General features: G+C 42.0%; 20 protein-coding genes. 18 read left to right on the top strand and 2 right to left on the bottom strand.

Annotation, left to right across the window (positions count from 1 at the left end):
- Positions 1–39: 39 nt before the first annotated feature.
- From ESZ50_RS09560 to ESZ50_RS09495, 14 genes are all read left to right on the top strand, one after another.
- Positions 40–678 (top strand): copper homeostasis protein CutC, encoded by a 639-nt coding sequence (locus tag ESZ50_RS09560; RefSeq protein ID WP_148623393.1) that lies wholly within the window; start codon positions 40–42, stop codon positions 676–678.
- A gap of 2 nt (positions 679–680) precedes the next feature.
- Positions 681–1,109, top strand: coding sequence for a MarR family winged helix-turn-helix transcriptional regulator (locus ESZ50_RS09555; RefSeq protein ID WP_148623391.1), 429 nt, complete (start codon positions 681–683; stop codon positions 1,107–1,109).
- Between the two features lie 88 nt (positions 1,110–1,197).
- Entirely contained in the window at positions 1,198–2,064 is an 867-nt protein-coding gene (locus tag ESZ50_RS09550) for a DegV family protein (protein WP_148623389.1), read from the top strand.
- A gap of 134 nt (positions 2,065–2,198) precedes the next feature.
- Positions 2,199–3,041, top strand: a complete 843-nt coding sequence (locus tag ESZ50_RS09545) for a DegV family protein (RefSeq protein WP_148623386.1) — start codon at positions 2,199–2,201, stop codon at positions 3,039–3,041.
- A 157-nt stretch (positions 3,042–3,198) separates the two neighbouring features.
- Complete coding sequence (locus ESZ50_RS09540) at positions 3,199–4,080, top strand: GDSL-type esterase/lipase family protein (protein ID WP_148623384.1); 882 nt, start codon at positions 3,199–3,201, stop codon at positions 4,078–4,080.
- Between the two features lies 1 nt (position 4,081).
- Positions 4,082–4,693: a YpmS family protein gene (locus ESZ50_RS09535; protein ID WP_148623382.1), complete on the top strand. Its 612-nt coding sequence runs from the start codon at positions 4,082–4,084 to the stop codon at positions 4,691–4,693.
- The gene (locus ESZ50_RS09530; protein ID WP_187387618.1) at positions 4,690–4,914 is read left to right on the top strand and encodes a YozE family protein; all 225 of its coding nucleotides are present in this window, start codon (positions 4,690–4,692) and stop codon (positions 4,912–4,914) included. The genes ESZ50_RS09535 and ESZ50_RS09530 overlap by 4 nt, the downstream gene beginning before the upstream one ends.
- An 8-nt stretch (positions 4,915–4,922) precedes the next feature.
- A complete protein-coding gene (ylqF, locus tag ESZ50_RS09525; protein ID WP_148623379.1) occupies positions 4,923–5,801 on the top strand; it encodes a ribosome biogenesis GTPase YlqF in 879 nt (292 codons plus the stop codon).
- On the top strand, positions 5,788–6,555 hold the full coding sequence (locus ESZ50_RS09520) for a ribonuclease HII (RefSeq protein WP_148623377.1): 768 nt from the start codon (positions 5,788–5,790) through the stop codon (positions 6,553–6,555). The genes ylqF and ESZ50_RS09520 overlap by 14 nt, the downstream gene beginning before the upstream one ends.
- Positions 6,556–6,607: 52 nt before the next feature.
- The gene (dprA, locus tag ESZ50_RS09515; protein ID WP_148623375.1) at positions 6,608–7,462 is read left to right on the top strand and encodes a DNA-processing protein DprA; all 855 of its coding nucleotides are present in this window, start codon (positions 6,608–6,610) and stop codon (positions 7,460–7,462) included.
- Between the two features lie 151 nt (positions 7,463–7,613).
- Positions 7,614–9,740, top strand: a complete 2,127-nt coding sequence (gene topA, locus ESZ50_RS09510; RefSeq protein ID WP_148623373.1) for a type I DNA topoisomerase — start codon at positions 7,614–7,616, stop codon at positions 9,738–9,740.
- Between the two features lies 1 nt (position 9,741).
- Positions 9,742–10,653: a tyrosine recombinase XerC gene (xerC, locus tag ESZ50_RS09505; protein WP_342781911.1), complete on the top strand. Its 912-nt coding sequence runs from the start codon at positions 9,742–9,744 to the stop codon at positions 10,651–10,653.
- Positions 10,654–10,744: 91 nt separating this feature from the next.
- The gene (locus ESZ50_RS09500) at positions 10,745–11,626 is read left to right on the top strand and encodes an aldose 1-epimerase family protein (RefSeq protein ID WP_148623371.1); all 882 of its coding nucleotides are present in this window, start codon (positions 10,745–10,747) and stop codon (positions 11,624–11,626) included.
- A gap of 96 nt (positions 11,627–11,722) precedes the next feature.
- A complete protein-coding gene (locus ESZ50_RS09495; protein WP_148623369.1) occupies positions 11,723–12,466 on the top strand; it encodes a M15 family metallopeptidase in 744 nt (247 codons plus the stop codon).
- Between the two features lie 56 nt (positions 12,467–12,522).
- On the opposite strand, the gene plsY is transcribed toward ESZ50_RS09495, so the two are convergent.
- Positions 12,523–13,152, bottom strand: coding sequence for a glycerol-3-phosphate 1-O-acyltransferase PlsY (gene plsY / locus ESZ50_RS09490; RefSeq protein WP_148623367.1), 630 nt, complete (start codon positions 13,150–13,152; stop codon positions 12,523–12,525).
- A 205-nt stretch (positions 13,153–13,357) separates the two neighbouring features.
- On the opposite strand from plsY, the gene parE reads away from it, so the two are divergent.
- The 4 genes from parE (at position 13,358) to ESZ50_RS09470 (ending at position 19,959) form a co-directional block, all read left to right on the top strand.
- On the top strand, positions 13,358–15,394 hold the full coding sequence (parE, locus tag ESZ50_RS09485) for a DNA topoisomerase IV subunit B (protein WP_148623365.1): 2,037 nt from the start codon (positions 13,358–13,360) through the stop codon (positions 15,392–15,394).
- Positions 15,387–17,843: a DNA topoisomerase IV subunit A gene (gene parC / locus ESZ50_RS09480; RefSeq protein WP_148623363.1), complete on the top strand. Its 2,457-nt coding sequence runs from the start codon at positions 15,387–15,389 to the stop codon at positions 17,841–17,843. The genes parE and parC overlap by 8 nt, the downstream gene beginning before the upstream one ends.
- Positions 17,844–17,901: 58 nt before the next feature.
- Positions 17,902–18,828 (top strand): manganese-dependent inorganic pyrophosphatase, encoded by a 927-nt coding sequence (locus tag ESZ50_RS09475; RefSeq protein ID WP_148623361.1) that lies wholly within the window; start codon positions 17,902–17,904, stop codon positions 18,826–18,828.
- Between the two features lie 168 nt (positions 18,829–18,996).
- On the top strand, positions 18,997–19,959 hold the full coding sequence (locus ESZ50_RS09470; RefSeq protein ID WP_187387615.1) for a diacylglycerol/lipid kinase family protein: 963 nt from the start codon (positions 18,997–18,999) through the stop codon (positions 19,957–19,959).
- 33 nt (positions 19,960–19,992) lie between these two features.
- On the opposite strand, the gene ESZ50_RS09465 is transcribed toward ESZ50_RS09470, so the two are convergent.
- Complete coding sequence (locus ESZ50_RS09465; RefSeq protein WP_246111541.1) at positions 19,993–20,535, bottom strand: nucleoside 2-deoxyribosyltransferase; 543 nt, start codon at positions 20,533–20,535, stop codon at positions 19,993–19,995.
- Between the last annotated feature and the right edge of the window lie 107 nt (positions 20,536–20,642).

The following is a 20,642-nucleotide window of genomic DNA, read 5'->3' as shown; positions in this document are numbered from 1 at the left end:
AAATTAAAGGTAAAATAGGTTAAATACAGGAGGGCAGACATGATTAAAGAAATGGCTGTTGCCGATTTACAAGGCATACAAGCAGGGATTGATGCTGGCGTTGACCGAATTGAATTGAATAATCATTTAGAACTTGGCGGTTTAACACCAAATTTTGATTTGGTCGCTAAGGCGGTTGAGCTTACGACAGCCGCGGGAATTGATTTAATTGTGATGGTTCGGCCAAGGTCGGGCGATTTTAATTACTCTCATCTTGAAATTGAAACGATGTTACAAACAATCTTACACTTACGGGCCTTAGGGGTTCGTGGAGTTACCTTTGGTGTTTTAACTCCAAAGGGGAATCTATCACGACATTATATGGTTGAACTACTTGAAGCAGCAGGATCAATGGAGGTCGTTTTTCATATGGCCTTTGATGATATCCCACATGAGAACCAGTCAATGACAATGGATTGGTTACTTGATCACGGTGTTCGACGAATTTTGACGCATGGTGGAGCATTAAGCCAATCAATTAACACAACAATGGATTGGCTGAAGGAGACGATTGCCAATGCGCCAGCAGGGATGACGATTCTGCCAGGTGGTGGGGTCAATTACGAGAATGCTGGAATAATTGCCAATGAATTATCAGTGTCTGAATTACATGGAACAAGAATTGTGAAGCTGGTGTAATTATGAAAACAATTTTGGAAGCCCTTTGGGATACAGAAAAAATTTATCGTGCAGATTTAACTAAGATTACTAAAAATAGTGGGGTAACGATTGCTGAGTGGCAATTGCTTGCACGAGTAAGTGCAGGGATTGATACACAAGACAAGCTGGCCAAAGATATGCTATTGGATAATTCAACTTTATCACGGCAATTAAGCTCACTGTATAAAAAGGAATTGGTTGATAACACTGCGATTGGCCGTGACAAAAGGCAACTTGTTTACGGTATTACAGAGGCAGGTGATACTGTTTTAACGACCGTAAATCAAGCCCATGAAGCGATTGAAGCCAATTTATTCCAACGCTGGGATCAAGAAGAGCAGCGAATGTTGCAAATTCTTCTGAATCGACTGGAAAAATCAATGACAAATGTAAGAATCAAGTCAGAATAATGACGAAAGTAAGTTGTTTTTGTGTTAAACTTATATATTATCATTTTGAATGGGTAGACAAACGGCTATCCTGGAGAGGATCTTTAACATGAAAATCGCGATTGTAACGGATTCAACAGCCTATTTGACGGCTGAAGAAGTTACAGAAAATAACATAAACGTCATTCCTATTCCTTTCATCTTGGATGGTGAAGTGTTTCAGGAAGGTGTTTCGATTTCTAACTCAGAATTTTACGAACGGTTAGCCCAATCGAAAAGCTTCCCTTCGACGTCGCAACCTTCTGCAGGAGAGACAGTTGAATTATATGAAAAACTTCGGGATGCAGGTTATGATACCGTGATCGCAATTCATCTTGCGTCAACAATCTCAGGTTATGTAGAAAATGTAGCTGCGCTTGGCGATGAAATTGAAGGTATGCATGTGTATGCATATGATTCAAAAATAACGGTTCGATTGATGGGTGCCTTAGTTATTAAGGCTGCTCAGCTTGCAAACGCTGGGAAAGAAGTTGCTGAGATTATTGCAACTTTGGATGAGCTACAAGCTTCAATGGATGAGTATCTAATCGTCGATGATTTACAAAATCTGGTGCGTGGTGGACGGTTATCAAACGCTTCAGCAGTAATTGGTAGTTTGTTGAAGGTAAAGCCAGTTCTGACTTTTGATGATGAGAGTGATTATATTGTTCCCTTTGAAAAGGTGCGCTCAATGAAAAAAGCAATGGCGCGGGTTGAAGAACTCTTTGAGCAGGGACGTGCAAAGGCGACTTATCCGCTACAGGCGACGGTTTATCATACTCATGCACATGAGGCTGGACAAGCATGGCGTGAAAAAATCCAAGCTGCAAATCCGGATATGAAGATTGATTTCGCAGAAATTGGTCCAGTTGTCGGTGTTCATCTAGGTGCGGGAGCATTGGCGTTGGCATGGATGCGCGATATTAATTCGCTGTAAGTTGATGGTACTTAATTTATTTAATAGTTTTAAGAACTAGTTTAGATAGTTTCGTTTGCTAAAAGACTTGCAAAAAGAATTATTAAAGGCGATAATAAGAGTAATTATTATAGATTTGACGGGGAAATGGAACTATGGCCCAAGTAAAAATTGTAACTGATTCAACAGCACGTTTATCAGACGAAGAAATTGCTGAATATGGTATTAAGGTTATTCCGCTGACCGTGATGATTGATAATACGGTCTATGCTGATGGTGAGACACTATCAGCTGTTGATTTTATGGATCGCATGGCAGAAGCTAATGAATTGCCAATTACGTCACAACCGGCTTTAGGGGCATTTACAGATGTCTACGAGGGTTTTGCACCGGATGATGAAATTATTTCATTGCATTTGACGCGCAATCTTTCAGGAACTGTGACGGCCGCTGAGCAAGCTGCTCGAATGGTGGATCGGGATATCACAGTTGTAGATACAACCTTTATCGATCGAGCATCCGCATTTCAAGTGTTGGAGGCGGCTAAGTTAGCGCAAAGTGGTGCCTCTAAGGTTGATATCTTGGCCAAAATAGCTGAAACACAGGCTAATACAAAATTGTTTGTTACGATTGCCGAGTTGAAGAACTTGGTTGCTGGTGGACGTTTGTCTAAGACAGCTGGATTCATTTCATCTGTGTTAAACGTTAAGCTGGGTGCACGGGTTGTTGAAGGTAACATTAATGTCGAAGCAAAGGGTCGCGGTCAGAAGGCGATCGCAAAGTACATTGATGGAATCATTGAGGAAGTCCAAGCTGATGCTAAGGATGTTGCATGGATTGGCTTATCTTATGCTGGTAATCCAGAAAGTGCCAAGGAATTGAGTCTTAAGATGCAGGAAGTCTTCCCTGGTGTAAAGATTGATGTCCAACAAACAACGCCGGTAGTTGCAACGCATACAGGTGTTGGTGCGTATGGCCTTTCATTTTTGGAAAAGTAAAATGATGGGTGAATCTAACTAAATTGGCAGATATAATCCTGTCACCATTTTAAAGCCGGTTAGCATTATTGTTAACCGGCTTTAAAATGGCCTTTGATAGTTAAGGTATAAATATTAGAATTTGGTAAAATAGAATAACGAGTAGGGAGGGACAGCTATGAAAAGAAGATTTCAGCTGATATTGGTTCTCCTTGTGACACTTGGATTTAGCTATGTTGGTATTTGGAACCAGCCGGTTGCCGCCAAAGAAAAAGCAACGATTCATTTAGTTGCAGTGGGTGATTCCTTAACTGAAGGGATTGGTGATACCACTGGACAGCAAGGGTATACTAAAAGAACGGCTAAATTGATTGCCAAAGAAAACAATGTCAAAGTGGTGACAGCAAATTATGGTAAGGCCGGCGATCGTTCGGATCAAATTATTAAACGTTTAAAGAAGAATAAGCAGGCACAAAAGGATTTAAAGAATGCAGACGTTATTACATTAACTGTCGGAGGCAATGATTTACAGCAGACATTGTTTACTGCTTTCCTCGCCGAATCAGAGGCAGACGTGACTAAGACGGTTGATGAAAGTATACCAACATATACGAAAAACCTGGAAAAACTTACCGATTATATTGAGAGTCAGAACAGTACCGCACCGATTTATTTGTTCGGTAATTATAATCCGTTATATGTTTATTTAGCTAATCGTGATGATATAAATAATGATGTCAAACGGTATAATGCAATTAATGCGGGAATGGCAGCAAGTGATTCGCAGATAAACTATGTATCTACATTTTCAACATTAACCTATGGACAATATAAGACGGCTAAACAGAAAAAAGCGCTGGTAAAGGCGGCAGTCAAGGCTAGTAGCGGTTCGTTAGACAATAAATCAGTTCAAGAGACTTTGAATGGTGACGATGAAGAGAAAAATGCGTATATTACGAATGAGGATCATTATCATCCCAACGATATTGGTTATGACAAAATGAGTGCGCTATTGGTTAAGCAGATGCAAAAAGATAAGAAAGCATGGCTAGGAGGATAAGGTGGAAAAGAGAAAAGTAACGCGGTTTGGGACACTGTGGCCTAGTCGTGAACGACGACAGGGAATGATTACCGGAGCAGGACTTATGCTGATCCTAGTTGTGCTTGCAGCTGTGGTTTTAATTTTTATGCCACAAAGCCAGAGTAAAACAACTGAGTCGAGCACAAAGATTGGGCAAGCGGGCTTTGAGGTTTCTGTTAATCGATCAGAGCTGAATGGTTTAGTCGATCAATATATAAATCAAGACGCCACATTAAACAAGTCACTTAGATTTCAGATGCAGTCTTCTGGCATGATTGTTTATGGCACATACCGATTGTTGGGTCAGAACGTAGACTTTGGGTTGAAAATGAATCCTGAGGTTACTTCAAAGGGGAATGTACTATTAAAGGCGAAGTCAGTTGCCGTAGGACAACTGCCCTTGCCAGTGAATTATGTGATGGGGTATGTTGAGAGTAATGTAGATCTTCCAAATTGGATCACAATTGATAAGAACGAGAAGACACTGCTAATTGATTTATCAAAGATGCCAGAAGTGCAAGGGGTCCGTTTTAAGGCTGAGAAGATTGATCCACAAGCAGATAAATTTGTCTTCCGAGGAGGCTTTGAATAATGCGACGATCTTTTTATCAATGGTTAATGACACAGCGGCAACCGGTTTCTGCTAACGAGGTAGAGACGTTTGCTAATGCAGCATTTTTTGATCAACAATTTCCTAAACAGAGTGATAATTTTGAACAAATATCATTATATTTGGAAGAAAATGCAAGCTATTTGCACTCAATGACGATCTTTGATCAGGCATGGAGCTTGTACTTGGCAAGTGAAAAATAGAGGTTATAATGGCACAAATTATTCAATGGTTCCCAGGACATATGGCAAAGGCGCTACGCCTGATGCGGGAAAATCTTAAATATGTCGACATTGTATTCGAATTGGTTGATGCACGCATTCCTTTGAGTTCACGTAATCCAGAATTGGATGAACTCTTAGGACAAAAGCCGCGACTATTAGTGATGACAAAAACCGATTTAGCGGATCCCGAGCGAACAAAAATGTGGAAGCAATATTTTGAAGCCCAGGGGATGACAGTTGTTGCTTTGGACACTCGCGGACACAAAACTCCTCAAGTAATGACTAAGGCTGCTCGGAATGTGTTGGCAGATAAGTGGGCCGCACTGGAAGAGAAGGGCGTCAAAGATAAGGCGATTCGGGCATTAGTTGCAGGAATCCCAAATGTTGGGAAGTCAACTTTGCTTAATCATTTGGTGACCAAAAATGTTGCGATAACAGGGGATCGTCCGGGTGTGACTAAAAAGTTGCAATGGTTGAAAACACCAACGAATTTGGAATTGCTTGATACGCCGGGAGTGTTGTGGCCAAAGTTCGAGGACCAGCGCGTTGGGTTACATTTGGCGATGACTGGAGCTATTAAAGATCAGTTGATTAATCAAGATGATGTTGCCTTGGCAACGCTTGCGTTCTTCCGTGATTATGCGCCCAAAGCGATCGTTGAGCGCTATCATTTACCTGCAGACGCGTGGGAATTGAATACTGATGTAGAGCTGTTATTGTTGATTACACAAAAATTAGGCTTTAAGGACGACTATGATCGGGCATCAGAACGTTTACTAATTGATTTGCGCCGGGGAAAACTGGGAACTTATACAGTTGAATTACCCGAAGATAACATTGGAACTGTGATTGATGGCAACAAATAAGTTGACAGTCGGTCAAATTAAAACTCATTTGGTAGATGGCGAATTTAGCCGAATTGAGCTCGAAGAGTGGCGGAGCGATTCACGAAAGGGTGTCAGAACACTGATGGGTCAATTCGATCGGCAAATCGATCAGAGGAAAGCAAAAAAGGCCGCCTTTAATGAGCGACTTGCTTTTGAACGAATTGCTTGGGCCGATCAAGAGATAGTTGCGGGTATTGACGAGGTGGGCCGAGGGCCACTAGCTGGACCAGTGGTCGCGGCTGCGGTGGTAATTGATGAGAATTTTGATTTGCAGGAGGTCCATGATTCGAAGCAGCTTTCGCTAAAAGCGCGACAGGAATTGGACCTTGCAATTAAAAACAAAGTTGTTGATTATGCTTTTGGCGTGATTTCAGTTGAGATGATTGATCAGGTTAATATTTATGAAGCTAGTCGGCTGGCCATGAAGTTAGCTGTCGAGAATCTGACAGTCAAACCGCAACGTTTGCTGATTGACGCCATGACTGTTGACCTTGATTTGCCTCAGGAAAAGCTGATTAAAGGTGATGATCGTAGCATTAGTATCGGAGCGGCTAGTATTTTAGCAAAAAACTTTCGGGATGCACTAATGCAAGACTATGCGCAGACTTATCCAGGTTATGATTTTGAGCATAATGCCGGTTATGGTACCGCAAAGCATTTGCAAGGAATGGCTGAATTGGGAATTACGCCTATTCATCGGCGAAGTTTTGCGCCTGTAAAAAAATATCTATGAATTTTTGATAAAATCACGAGTGAGTTAGTCCTTTATTACTAGAGGGATTGATATGAACATTCGTGATTTTATTTTGGCGTTGTTTTTAGTAAAGCATTTGAGTTATCGTGGTCGAGCGAAAGTTTGGCAATATTTATCAGAACATCCGACGGTCGCTTTACCTTTGCCCATTAATCTGTTGAAAAAGATTACTGGCTCTGAACATCTCGGTAATTATCCTTCTATAAATGAACTAATTGAATTGAAGCGATTAGCATACATTACGATTATTGACGAATGCTATCCGGCTATGTTGAAAGAGATTATTCATCCACCGCTAGTGCTTTTTTATTGTGGTAATCTGCAACTACTAGCGATGAAGAAGGTTGGTATTGTTGGTGCGAGAATGCATAGTCAGTGTGCGACCAAGATTATTAAAGGTTGGGGTAAAGGTCTAACCAAGCAGGCATATGCGATCGTTTCGGGTTTAGCACAAGGGATTGATAGTTTGGCGCATGATACAATGCTTAACAATGGTGGGAGCACGATAGCCGTTATTGGAACTGGATTGAATGTTGTTTATCCGGCACGACATAGGACGTTGCAACACAAGATTGGGCAACACGGTTTATTACTTTCTGAGTATCTACCAGATACGGGGCCGCGACAATATCATTTTCCAGAGCGCAACAGGATTATCGCGGGGCTTTGTTCAGCAATTGTAGTGGTCGAGGCGCGAAAAAGATCGGGTTCGCTGATTACAGCTCGGTTAGCATTGGAGGCTAATCGGAGTATTTTTGCTCTACCGGGACGAATTGATGATCTTAATTCGTTTGGGACTAATCAGTTAATAAATGATGGCGCAATTCCAATTTTGTCGAACGAGGATTTGTTTGAAAAGTTGGCCGAACATCAGTTCTATATTTGATATTTTCTGAACACTGTACTTGACATATTTGAATGATGTTAATAATATGAGTGGTACTCAATTCGCTACGACGTAAATGTCGATAAATTTTGTCAAATCTGATAAATAGTGTAATATTGAGCTATATTATTAATAAAAGAGAGGTGCACGCATGGCAAGTACAACTGAAGCAAAGCCAGCTAAGAAGCCTGCGAAAAAGCGCGCCACAACGAAGCGTAAAAAGAATTTGGTGATTGTGGAGTCGCCTTCAAAGGCAAAGACGATTGAAAAGTATCTAGGAACCAACTACAAGGTTGTTGCAAGTATTGGTCATATTCGTGATTTACCAAAGTCACAAATGGGTGTCGATATTGAGAACAATTATGAACCAAAATATATCAATATTCGCGGTAAAGGCGATGTAATTAAGGGACTTAAAAAAGAGGCCAAGGCGGCAAAGCACGTTTATCTTGCATCTGATCCGGATCGAGAAGGTGAGGCGATTGCTTGGCATCTATCACATATTTTGGATTTGGACCTTGATGCTGGTGAAAATCGAGTTGTCTTTAATGAAATTACGAAGGATGCGGTTAAAGAAGCTTTTAAACATCCCCGTCAGATTGATATGGATCTAGTAGACGCACAGCAGGCGCGTCGTGTTTTGGATCGATTAGTTGGCTATTCAATTTCGCCAATATTGTGGAAAAAAGTTAAAAAGGGTCTTTCAGCAGGCCGTGTACAATCGGTTGCTTTGGGTCTCGTAATTGCTCGTGAAAATGAAATCCAAGCTTTCCAACCAGATGAGTATTGGACTTTAGATTCGGAGTTCACTAAGGACCGGCATAAGTTCAAGGCTGCATTTTGGGGGCTTGATGGTAAAAAGACGGACGTTCCTGATAATACCAAAGTTCAAGAGATTTTGGAGCGCCTTGATCAAAAAGGTAATTTTGCAGTCACAAAGGTGGAAGCAAAGGAGCGTAAACGTAACCCGCAACCACCATTTACAACTTCAACGATGCAACAGACTGCCAATACCCAATTGAACTTCCGGACTCGTAAAACCATGATGGCCGCGCAGCAACTTTACGAGGGAATTAATCTTGGTGGGAAAGAAGGAACGGTTGGGTTGATTACGTATATGCGTACCGACTCTACTCGTATTTCAAGTCTTGCAAAGGGTGAGGCGGCAACATTTATCGTTGATGAATATGGCCCCGAATATGCGGCAAGTAAGCCCGTCGCTAGTAAACAACAAGAAGGCGCTCAAGATGCCCATGAGGCAATTCGGCCAACTTCTGTCATGCGAACACCAGACTCAATCAAAGATAAGTTGACTAGTGAGCAGTTCCGGCTGTATTCATTGATCTGGTCAAGATTCGTTGCTAGTCAAATGACCGCTGAGGTCTTGGACACAATGGCAGTTACAATTGAGCAAAATGGGGTAATGTTCCGAGCAAATGGGTCGAAAACAAAGTTCGCCGGTTTCACAAAGGCGTACCCGGCTGCACGTGAAAAGGATAATAAACTACCTGAGTTACTCGTTGGGGATGATGTCAAATTGGCGCAACTTTCACCAGAGCAACATTTCACACAGCCACCTGCCCGGTATACCGAAGCTGCCTTGGTTAAGGCCTTAGAGGAAAATGGGGTTGGTCGTCCATCGACGTATGCTGCTACGATTGAGACAATTCAAAAGCGTAATTATGTACGATTGGATGCCAAAAAGTTCGTACCGACAGAGCTTGGAGTCTTGGTACAGAACACGGTTCAAGAATTTTTCCCCGATGTAACAAATATTAAGTTTACCGCCGGAGTTGAGACAGACTTAGACAATGTTGAGCGTGGTCAAGAAGAATGGGTCGAAGTAATCGATGAGTTCTTTAAGCCTTTCCAAAAAGAACTGCTTAAGGCAGAGGTCGAGATGGAGAAGATCGTCTTAAAAGATGAGCTTGCCGGCTTTGATTGTGACGTCTGTGGAGCGCCAATGTTGACCAAGATGGGACGATATGGAAAGTTTTACGCTTGTTCACGTTTCCCAGATTGCCGTAATACACAAACGATTGTCGAAGAAATCGGTTTGACTTGCCCAAAGTGTGGGATTGGTCAGATTGTAGAACGCAAGACAAAGCGTGGTCGAACTTTCTATGGTTGCTCACGTTATCCAGATTGTGATTTTGTATCATGGGATAAGCCAACTGAGAAAACACTTGCTGATGGGACTACTCCTAAGGAAGATGATGAAAACAAGGATGACGATAAGGCATCTGAGACCACAAAGACTACAGAGGTAAAGTCCTAAAATGATGACATCAGAGACGAACTACTTAGATTTATTTGTTGAATATCTAAGAGTTGAACGTCAATATTCTGCTGAAACAATCAAAGCATATCGGTCAGATATACGACAGGTGATCGACTTTATTAAGATTGAAGATGAAAAAAAGAATATTTTGTTGATGGATCAATTGGATGTGCGGATTTATTTAGCGCAACGATATGAGGCTGAAGATAGTCCGCGGACGATTGCGCGTAAGGTAAGTTCCTTACGTGCTTTTTTTCAATTTATGATTCGCAATGACTTGGCAAAAGAGAATCCTTTCGCTGACGTACAACTTAAAAAAGGTGGTCAACATTTGCCACGACATTTTTATGAACAAGAGTTGAAGCGATTGTTTGAATATGTAAAAGAAGGTGACGGTCCACTTGAGATTCGTAATCGCTTGATATTGGAAACACTGTACGGAGTTGGGCTGCGCGTTTCAGAGCTGGCAAACTTGAAGATTAACGCTGTTGATCGACGTAACAAGATTATCACTGTGCTGGGTAAGGGAAATAAAACACGGACCCTACCATTTGGTGATTATCTGGCGGATGCATTTTCGGAATATCTAACAGTTGCTCGGCCAATTTTGGTGGCGAAGGCTGAACAAGACGCAGGATTTGTTTTTTTAAATCAACGGGGCAACAATATTTCGGCATCTGGCGTTGAATATATTCTGAAGCAATTGGCGAAGGCTGCTGGTATTAGTCAAAATGTGACTGCCCATATGTTCCGGCATACTTTTGCCACTGACTTGCTAAACCATGGTGCTGACTTACGTTCCGTTCAAAGTCTGTTGGGGCATAGCAATTTATCGACGACCCAAATTTATACACATGTAACGACTCAGGATTTACAAAAAAGTTATCGGAATTTTTTCCCACGAGCTTAAATTATGAAAGCGCTCCCCAAATTAATAGTAAAGCCTTCAGAACTTTGTTAAAATATAGCTGTGAAGGCAGAAGTATACGGAGTGATAAATTATGTCAGTAAAATTAGATAATGGTAGTATCTGTGTTGAAGTGTCAGAGCATGGAGCAGAGTTGATCTCAGTTATTAATAAAGAGACTGGTTTAGAATATATGTGGCAGGCGGATCCCAATTTTTGGGGACGACATGCACCAAATCTGTTTCCGATTGTGGGGCGGCTGCGTGGAGATCGTTATAAGTATCGTGATAAAACATACTTCATGACACAACATGGCTTTGCCCGTGATAATGAATTTAATGTCGTTGAGCAAAGTGATACTACAGTAAGGCTTCGATTGACTGATAGTGAGGAGACTCATGCAATCTATCCTTTTCGATTCCAGTTCGACGTTGAGTACCGTCTTACCTCACAAGATACACTGGGAATTGCCTATATCGTGACGAATACCGATAACCATGATATTTATTTCTCAGTCGGTGGTCACCCGGGGTTCAATGTTCCACTGGTTGAAGGTGAAAAGTTTACGGATTATTATCTCAATATTGAGCCGCGACGACATTATGAGCGTGCTAAATTAATGGGACCATATTTGGATAATAATTTAGAGAGTTCTTTTGATACGCGAGTACCGCTACGTTTGCGACGCGATGACTATAAGGACGATGCGATTATTCTGCGCTTAGGGGGGAATCCAGTCTCAATCGTGCTTGCACGTCTGAATGAATCACATGGAATTACGATGCATATTCAAGATGCAAAGTATGTAGGACTTTGGACACAATATGTAAAAGAAGCGCCCTTTGTGGCAATTGAGCCTTGGTGGGGAATTGCGGACACAGTTGATGCAGATGGAAATATTGCTCATAAGTACGCAATTAATGAGCTGTCGCCGGCGCAAACATTTACAGGATCATATTCACTGACATTCTTTTAGACGATAATTAGGTCGTACATTTTCAACTTTGGTTACACCATTGTTCTTGAAAAGCGTATGGCTTTTCTTTTTTGAAGATTAAGGAGGCAGATATTAATGAAGAAATATTCATGGCTGCTAGGATTATTGGTTGTACTTGTCATTGGTGGAGTAATATTTAAGCACTTAAATACACAGACAACAACTAGTGATTCGAGTAAAAGCACCAGTTCAAAGGCTACCTCAGCTACCTCACAAAGTGATCTACCAGCGGCGAGGGCTTCTGATTGGAACTTATTAGTAGTTAATCGAGACCATCCGCATGATGAGCTTAATCCAACGCTTACGACGGTAGCGGGGGTGCAAGTTGACCAGCGAATTGCAAACGCTACGACTGATTTTTTGGCCGCTGCGCAGAAGGTTGATTCGGCAGAACACCTGATATCTGGATATCGATCGGTCGCTTATCAGACACAGTTATATGACCGATATGTTGACCAAGAAATGGCCGGAGCAGCTGGAACCGTAAATGCAGGTGGCGGTTCAATAACGCGTGCACAAGCGGAGAAAAACGTTCAGACTTATTCCCAGCCGCCAAAGATGTCCGAGCATCAAACGGGGCTGGCTATTGATATGAGTACCGTAGATTCTCTTAACGAGAGTCCCAAGGCAGTCGTAAAGCAAATTGCGGCTCTTGCACCAAAGTATGGGTTTATTCTCCGTTTTCCAGCGGATGGAAAGAAGAGTACTGGTGTTGGTTATGAGGATTGGCATTATCGCTACGTCGGGGTTGCAAATGCAGAGTACATCACGAAACATAATCTGACGCTTGAGGAATATGTCGCAATGTTGGATAAATAAGTGCAAAAAAACGAATAAGATTTAGCAGATAGCTAATCCTATTCGTTTTTGTTGTTTTAAGATTGACGATGTTTTGACCAATAGTATAATCCAAAAGGCACTAGGCTTTCGGTGCCAGCTTTAATTCGCTTAATATTCTCACGATGCCGATAGAAAACAAAAATTGTCAGGGCAACGGCAATAACGGTTAAGAGCCAGTCTTGTTCAATAATGGCGGCTAGCGTTACGAGCGTGAAGCCAATCATTGATCCAAGTGAAACCATACTTGATAATAGGATAACCGTAATAAATACTAGCGACGCAAAGACAAATAAATGCGGTGTATATGCCAGTAAGACGCCGGCACTGGTAGCGACTGCCTTACCACCGCGGAACTTGATCCACATTGAGAAGGTGTGACCAATGATGGCGCCTAGACCAACGAAGAAAAGCCACTCTTTACTAGGGACATTGCCCCAGATTGCCGCCATATACGCACCAGCAGTTCCTTTTAAAATGTCCAAAACAAGGACGGTAAGTCCGGCGCGATTGCCTAAAACGCGGAAGGTGTTAGTGGTTCCAATGTTTCCTGAACCTGCATTCAATATGTCTTGATTATAAAATAGCTTGCCAATCCAGTAGCCAAAGGGAAGTGACCCCAAACAGTAGGCTAAAATAAATGAAATGATGAAGTGCATTGAACTCATCAAATTTCCTCCTAGAAATATTTTGCAAATTTGCAAAAATAAAAATCAAATCTTATTATAGCAGGAATGACCGAAAAAAAAGTAAGATATTGCTATGATTTTATGTGAGTTTAAAAACAAAACTTGCAAAAAAACAAGACCTTGCGATATTATGAAAAACAGAGTGTACTAAAAACATAGATTAAAAAAAAGAAAGGGAGCGTCCATGGCAAGTAAAAATAGTTATTCGGATGATTCCATCACAGTCTTAGAGGGACTTGAAGCAGTTCGCAAGCGTCCCGGTATGTACATCGGTTCAACTGATGGACGAGGGCTGCACCACCTAGTATATGAAATCTTTGATAACGCAGTTGATGAAGCGTTAGCAGGTTATGGTGATGAGATTAATGTAATTATTCACGCGGACAACTCAATTACTGTAGTTGATCATGGTCGTGGAATGCCAGTTGGGATGCACGCATCCGGAAAACCGACACCTGAGGTAATCTTGACGGTACTACACGCCGGCGGAAAATTTGGTCAAGGTGGCTATAAAACATCTGGTGGACTCCATGGTGTGGGTTCATCGGTTGTTAATGCACTATCAAAGTCACTTACAGTAACGATTGTTCGTGATGGGGTTAAATACCAAGAGCATTTTATTGACGGTGGAAAGCCTGACGGTACGTTGAATAATTTGGGTAAGACCAAGGAGCCAAACGGAACAACCGTAACCTTCAAGCCAGATCTTACAATTTTCTCAACTACAATTTATAATTTTGATATTTTGGCTGAACGATTGCGTGAGTCGGCCTTTCTACTAAAGGATATCAAGGTAACTTTGACTGACGAACGTATTGGACAAGAACGTGCTGAAGAGTATCACTACCCAGAGGGCATTCAAGCATTTGCAGCTTATTTAAATGAAGATAAGGATACACTTGGTCCTATCATGTACTTTGATGGTAAGTTACAAGATGTTGAGGTAGAGGTGGCTGCTCAATATAACGACGGATATTCGGAGACGATGATGTCTTTCGTTAATAATGTGCGGACGCCAGGTGGTGGAACACATGAGGCCGGTTTAAGAACGGCATGGACTAAGGCATTTAACGATTACGCGCGTAAGGTTAGCCTTTTAAAAGAGAAGGATAAGAATTTAGACGGATCCGATGTTCGAGAAGGTCTGGCAGTAGTGATTTCGTTACGAATCCCGGAAGACCTCCTACAATTTGAAGGTCAAACCAAGGACAAGCTTGGAACTCCAGAAGCTCGTTCAATCGTTGATACGGTGATTCAAGAACAATTAGGATTCTATCTGATGGAGAACGGTGAATTCTCGCAAGGGTTGATCCGTAAAGCGCTACGTGCCCGTGAAGCGCGTGAGGCGGCCCGTAGAGCACGTGATGAGGCTCGTTCAGGTAAGAAGAAGGGGAAGCGCGAAAAGCTCTTGTCAGGTAAGCTATCACCCGCACAGTCAAAGAACGCATCCAAGAATGAATTGTTCTTGGTTGAGGGAGATTCTGCCGGAGGCTCAGCCAAGCAAGGGCGAGATCGCAAGTTCCAAGCGATCTTACCTTTGCGTGGTAAAGTTTTGAACACTGAGAAGGCCAAGCTGGCGGATATCATGAAAAACGAAGAGATTGCCACGATTATCTACACAATTGGTGGCGGTGTTGGAGCAGAGTTTGATGTTGCGGACATTAATTACGACAAGATTATTATTATGACCGATGCCGACGACGACGGCGCGCATATCCAGACATTGCTATTGACCTTCTTCTATAAGTACATGCGACCATTAATCGAAGCTGGTAAAGTATATATTGCTTTGCCACCACTGTATATGTTGCGTAAAGGGACTGGTAAAAAGCAAGATATTCAATACGCATGGACAAATGCTCAACTTGCAAGTAAACAAGAAGTGACTGGCGATCGTGGTGTGACATTGCAACGCTTCAAGGGGCTCGGTGAAATGAATGCCGATCAGCTTTGGGATACCACGATGAATCCAGATTCACGGACTTTGATTCGCGTAATGATTGATGATGCGATGTTGGCAGAAAAACGAGTCACTACGCTGATGGGTGATAAGGTTGAGCCACGACGTAAATGGATTGAGGCTAACGTGGCTTTTACCCTTGAAGAAGGTGGTTCAATTTTGGAGAGTGATGACGAATCAACTGCTGTGGCGGTTGAAACGGATGATTTTCAAGTGCCGGTAATTGAAACATGGCAAGATAGTGAGGACTCAAATGGCTGATCAAAATATTCAAGAATTAAGCCTAGAATCCGTCATGGGTGACCGTTTTGGGCGCTATTCAAAATACATTATTCAAGAACGTGCATTACCCGATATTCGTGATGGCCTGAAGCCAGTACAACGACGAATCTTGTATGCCATGAATAAGGACGGAAATACTTACGACAAGCAATTCCGTAAGTCCGCAAAGTCGGTCGGAAATGTAATGGGTAATTTTCATCCACATGGTGATTCATCGATTTATGAAGCCATGGTGCGGATGTCGCAAGATTGGAAATTACGTGCACCACTAGTTGAAATGCATGGTAACAACGGTTCAATTGATAATGATCCACCAGCCGCAATGCGTTATACGGAAGCTCGTTTATCAAAATTAGCCGGAGAAATGCTGCGGGATCTTGATAAAAAGACTGTTGAAATGGTTTTAAACTTCGATGATACGGAGTACGAGCCAACGGTGCTACCAGCACATTTTCCAAACTTATTGGTAAATGGGGCGACCGGAATATCAGCAGGTTATGCTACCGATATTCCACCACATAATCTAGTTGAAGTGATTGATGCCTTGGTATATTTGTTAGCGCATCCGAATGCCAAACTAGCAGAATTGATGGACTTTATCAAAGGACCTGATTTTCCAACTGGTGGAATTATTCAAGGAATTGATGGGATTAAGTCTGCTTACGAAGACGGTAAGGGACGCGTTGTATTGCGTTCAAAGACGCAGATTACACCGCTTAAGGGTGGCAAGTCGCAGATTGAAGTCACAGAGATTCCATACGAAGTTAACAAGGCCGCTTTGGTTAAGAAGATGGACGAAATTCGTTTGAATAAAGATGTTGCTGGAATTGTCGATGTTCGTGATGTTTCTGATCGTGACGGACTATTAATCGTAATTGAATTAGCAAAAGATGCTAATGCGGACGGGATTTTGAATTATTTATTCAAAAAGACGGATTTGCAGATTACTTATAATTTTAATATGGTTGCGATTCATAATCAGCGACCTGAGCGGGTTGGCTTGAAGACGGCCTTAACAGCCTTCTTGAATCATAAAACTGACATTATTACTAAGCGGACGCAGTTTGATTTGGTAAAGGCGCAGGAACGTCAGCATATTGTAACTGGTCTGATTAAGGCATTGTCGATCTTGGATGAGGTGATTGTCGCAATTCGAGCATCAGAAAATCGTAAGGATGCTAAACAAAATCTGATTGAACAATTTAATTTCACCGATGCGCAAGCTGAAGCAATTGTAACTTTGCAATTGTATCGTTTGACGAATACCGATGTGACTCAGTTACAAGCTGAGTTTGCTGAATTAGAGGAGAAGATCGCCAAGTATCAAGAGATTCTATCTGATCCTAAAGCCTTGCGTCGGGTTCTACGTGGCGAATTACAAGCAATCAAAAAGGAATACCGCTCCGATCGTCGGACAGCAATTGAATCAGAAGTGCAAGAGCTAACCATCGATCGAACGGTCACAGTTGCTGATGAGGATGTGGTTGTCTTAGTATCGCGCGAAGGTTACGTTAAACGTGCCTCACAGCGTTCATATTCAGCTTCTGGGGATGAGAATGGTCTTCGTGAAGATGATGAGCCAGTTTACCTTAATAAGGTCAACACACGTCAACATATGTTCATTTTGACTAATCTGGGAAATGTGATCTATCGTCCAGTACATGAGATTCCTGAGGCAAAGTGGAAGGATGCGGGGGAACACTTATCACAAACGATTACTGGAATGGCTTCCGAAGAGCTAATTATTGCGGTGAAGGTGATCGATGACTTGAATCAGCTAACTGGTGATTGGTTGGTTGCAACTAATGATGGCATGATTAAGCGGACCGCCTTTGCTGACTTGGCACCGCGTTCGTCATATAAGAAACGGGCGATGCCTGTAATCAAATTGAAGGACGCACATGCCCAAATTGTAGGTCTGCAATTGTTGGATCAAACCCAGCTATTGCAAGCAGATGTATTGATAGTAACGCACAGCGCTTACGGATTACGTTATCCGATCAACGAAGTGCCGACAACTGGTCCGCGAACGGCCGGGGTGAAAGCAATTAATTTGGGTGCCGACGATTACGTCGTTAGCGCGATGGCAATTACCGAGCAACAGGCTGTAGCAGTGGTCTCGAATCGTGGAGCCTTTAAGTGGATGCCAGTGAGTGAGGTGCCAGTTACAAGTCGTGCTCGTAAGGGTGTTGCAATCATGCGTGAGCTAAAAAAGGATCCGCATCGTTTAGTTGCCGCATTAGCAGTCGCACGTGAGCATCCGCAGGCAATTACAATCGTTACCGAACGTAATAAACGGTTTGATTTCGTCCCTAATGAGCATCCTTTGGGACAACGTTACAGTAATGGTAGCTTTATCATTGATGTCGATTCAGATGGACTGCCTATCCGGATGACAACTTTCTTGGAAAGTTTAGTTCTGGCATAAAGACGTTACTTAAAATGTGTTAAACTAAAATCATAAATTTTGAATGGAGATTCTAAACATGGCAAAGACGCTTGTTTTTGGACACCAAAATCCTGATACAGATACAATTTCCGCTGCTTTGGCGGCTTCATATTTGTTAAACAATGCTTATCATGAGGAGACCGAGGCAGTTGCACTTGGTAAGCCAAATGCTGAGACACAGTATGCTTTGGATTATTTCAAGGTTGCTGCTCCACGTGTGATTAAGGAAGCTGATACTGAAACAGTTGTTTTGGTTGATCATAATGAAGCTGGTCAATCTGTTGCAAATATTGCTGATATTACTGTTACGGGTGTCTACGATCACCATAAGATTGACTTTAAGTCAGCAGCACCAATGTACTTTATTAACATGCCATATGGTTCAACGGCTACGATTTTGTACTACGAGTTCAAGAATGCTAATGTGGAAATTCCAGCAGAGCTAGCAGGAATGATGGCGTCGGCAATTATCTCTGATACTTTGTTGTTGAAGAGCCCTACGACTTCACCGATGGATCAACCAGCACTTGAGGCTTTGGCAACGTTAGCTGGACTAGCAGATTATCAAGCTTACGGATTGGCAATGCTTAAGGCAGGGACTGACCTGTCATCACGCACAGCTAAAGAGTTGATTGATGGTGATGCTAAGTCATTTGATATGGCTGGTCAGAGTGTTCGAGTTGGTCAAGTCAATACTGTCGATGTCGAAGATGTCTTTGCACGTCGCGATGAGGTTGTTGCAGCAATCGAGGAAGAGCTTGCCAGTGAAGACTATGATACATTCATTTTTGTTGTGACAAACATTCTGGAATCAAACTCAGATGTGCTTGTCTTGGGAGCAAATCAAGATAAGGTTGCAAAAGCCTTTGCAACCACTTTGATTGATGGACGTGCATCGTTGCCTGGTGTGGTATCACGTAAGAAGCAAGTTGTACCACCATTGCAAGCAGCATTTGAAGCATAAGAATCCTGAATTATCCGATTCATAAAACTATAAAACTGTTAACTTTCATCTGTCATGAAGGTTAGCAGTTTTTTTGTGACAAATAGAAAAGTTTTTTTACCAAATCGCGACAATTTGGCGACAGTTATGTTATATTATTATCTATTGATTACAAATGAAGGTATGAACATGAAAAAGCTTATTTTCCTAATTAATCCGGCGGCACAATCCGGAAACGCCATGCAGATTTGGCAAAAATTTGAAGCTTACCTAAAAGGAAAACAAATTGACTATCAAGCTCAAATCAGCACACGACCACGTGATATCTATAATTGGAGCTATATTTGGCAAAAACATAACAGCTATAACAGTGTCTTGGTAATTTTGGGCGGTGACGGCTCACTCAATGAGGCTGTTAACGGTCAATTAGCAGCGAATATTGGTTGGTCGGCGCCAATTGCTTATATTCCAGCGGGCTCTGGCAATGATTTTGCACGCGCTTATAATTTATCAAATAACTTACAGCCCGAGGTAATTATTCCACAGTTAGTGACGGCAATTGAGACTGAACAGGTTCAGCAGCTTGATATTGGTCGGATGCTGGATCGTGTTAATCATACAAGGCGTTATTTTGTTAATAATCTGGGCGTTGGATTTGATGCCGCAACAGTGGCGGCGACGAATGATTCGACCTTAAAGAATTCACTGAATCGGCTCCATCTGGGGAAATTAGCTTATTTTCTATCACTTTTTGGTGTGCTAAGGACACAAGATACTTTTAATGTATCTTTAAAGAGCGATCAAGGGCAGGTGCAGTTTAATCATGGATATTTGTTAACTTTCTCAAATCATCCCTATTTTGGTGGTGGAGTGCAGATCATGCCTGACGCGAATCCAACAGATGGCAAGATGGATTTAATTATTATTGAGAAAAGGAATATGCCACAACTGTTGCATACTTTATTCAAGGTTTTACGTTCAGAGCATTATGGCATGCAACAGGTTTACCGTTGGACAAGTGACAAGTATGAAATGGTTATCCCACGATTGGAGTATGGACATGTCGATGGTGAAGAACTAGGGGTACATGCTTTTGACTTTGAAGTAACAAGCCAAAAGCATTCATTTTATTTAATTACGACAGACAAATAAAAAGGTTCCGGAAATTTCCGGAACCTTTTTCATTTAGATAATCGCCCCAGAATATTTTCTTGGGGTAATATCGAGGAAATTATAGTTAGTCAGTTCTTTTGGATCTAGGACAAATGAATCGGCGCCAAACGAGATCATTAAATTGATAGGGGTGATATTAAGGTCACCGGTATACGTGGTGATAACAGGTTTGTGGGAGGCAACAGCGTACCCAACTTCCATCGCAGTTCCAATATCTTGAGATTCAGCGGGGAAGAGGGCGACAACTAGATCAGAGTTATCAATAGCCTTAACATCGGACTTGTAAGTCATCGTAGCCCATTCAAAATTAGGAGAAAACTCGCCGTCTTCAATAAACTCCTCACCGCCATATTGATGAAGTAATGGGACGTGAATGTGAGCAATTGTCGGATTTTGTAGCAGTGCCCGGTAAGCATCCAACAAGAGCGTTGTTTGGAGTTCGTCAAACCAGCCAGCGGCTAAGTAAATTGATTTAGCACCAAGGTCTTTTTTAGTACTTGCAGGTACTTGCATCTGAATAGTGTTGAGTTGTTCAATTACGTCGGTTACGGTCATTATCACTGTCTCCTTAATTAATAAAACGAAAGTATCTAACAAATTTAGTTTATCATTAATCGCTATAAAAATATGGGTGAAGGCAGTGTTGCAGGCAGAAAAAAAGG

This window comes from Weissella muntiaci (assembly GCF_008107635.1).
Lineage (GTDB): Bacteria > Bacillota > Bacilli > Lactobacillales > Lactobacillaceae > Weissella > Weissella muntiaci.
This window is presented reverse-complemented; position numbering and strand designations above follow the sequence as displayed.

Excerpts from the sequence above, each read along its gene's own strand:
- ESZ50_RS09560 (WP_148623393.1), top strand. The coding sequence starts at position 40 with ATGATTAAAGAAATGGCTGTTGCCGATTTACAAGGCATACAAGCAGGG.
- ESZ50_RS09545 (WP_148623386.1), top strand. The coding sequence starts at position 2,199 with ATGGCCCAAGTAAAAATTGTAACTGATTCAACAGCACGTTTATCAGAC.
- dprA (WP_148623375.1), top strand. The coding sequence starts at position 6,608 with ATGAACATTCGTGATTTTATTTTGGCGTTGTTTTTAGTAAAGCATTTG.
- plsY (WP_148623367.1), bottom strand. The coding sequence starts at position 13,152 with ATGAGTTCAATGCACTTCATCATTTCATTTATTTTAGCCTACTGTTTG.
- ESZ50_RS09470 (WP_187387615.1), top strand. The coding sequence starts at position 18,997 with ATGAAAAAGCTTATTTTCCTAATTAATCCGGCGGCACAATCCGGAAAC.
- ylqF (WP_148623379.1), top strand. The coding sequence starts at position 4,923 with ATGGCACAAATTATTCAATGGTTCCCAGGACATATGGCAAAGGCGCTA.
- ESZ50_RS09555 (WP_148623391.1), top strand. The coding sequence starts at position 681 with ATGAAAACAATTTTGGAAGCCCTTTGGGATACAGAAAAAATTTATCGT.
- parE (WP_148623365.1), top strand. The coding sequence starts at position 13,358 with ATGGCAAGTAAAAATAGTTATTCGGATGATTCCATCACAGTCTTAGAG.
- ESZ50_RS09465 (WP_246111541.1), bottom strand. The coding sequence starts at position 20,535 with ATGACCGTAACCGACGTAATTGAACAACTCAACACTATTCAGATGCAA.
- topA (WP_148623373.1), top strand. The coding sequence starts at position 7,614 with ATGGCAAGTACAACTGAAGCAAAGCCAGCTAAGAAGCCTGCGAAAAAG.
- ESZ50_RS09475 (WP_148623361.1), top strand. The coding sequence starts at position 17,902 with ATGGCAAAGACGCTTGTTTTTGGACACCAAAATCCTGATACAGATACA.
- parC (WP_148623363.1), top strand. The coding sequence starts at position 15,387 with ATGGCTGATCAAAATATTCAAGAATTAAGCCTAGAATCCGTCATGGGT.
- xerC (WP_342781911.1), top strand. The coding sequence starts at position 9,742 with ATGATGACATCAGAGACGAACTACTTAGATTTATTTGTTGAATATCTA.
- ESZ50_RS09500 (WP_148623371.1), top strand. The coding sequence starts at position 10,745 with ATGTCAGTAAAATTAGATAATGGTAGTATCTGTGTTGAAGTGTCAGAG.
- ESZ50_RS09540 (WP_148623384.1), top strand. The coding sequence starts at position 3,199 with ATGAAAAGAAGATTTCAGCTGATATTGGTTCTCCTTGTGACACTTGGA.
- ESZ50_RS09495 (WP_148623369.1), top strand. The coding sequence starts at position 11,723 with ATGAAGAAATATTCATGGCTGCTAGGATTATTGGTTGTACTTGTCATT.
- ESZ50_RS09520 (WP_148623377.1), top strand. The coding sequence starts at position 5,788 with ATGGCAACAAATAAGTTGACAGTCGGTCAAATTAAAACTCATTTGGTA.
- ESZ50_RS09550 (WP_148623389.1), top strand. The coding sequence starts at position 1,198 with ATGAAAATCGCGATTGTAACGGATTCAACAGCCTATTTGACGGCTGAA.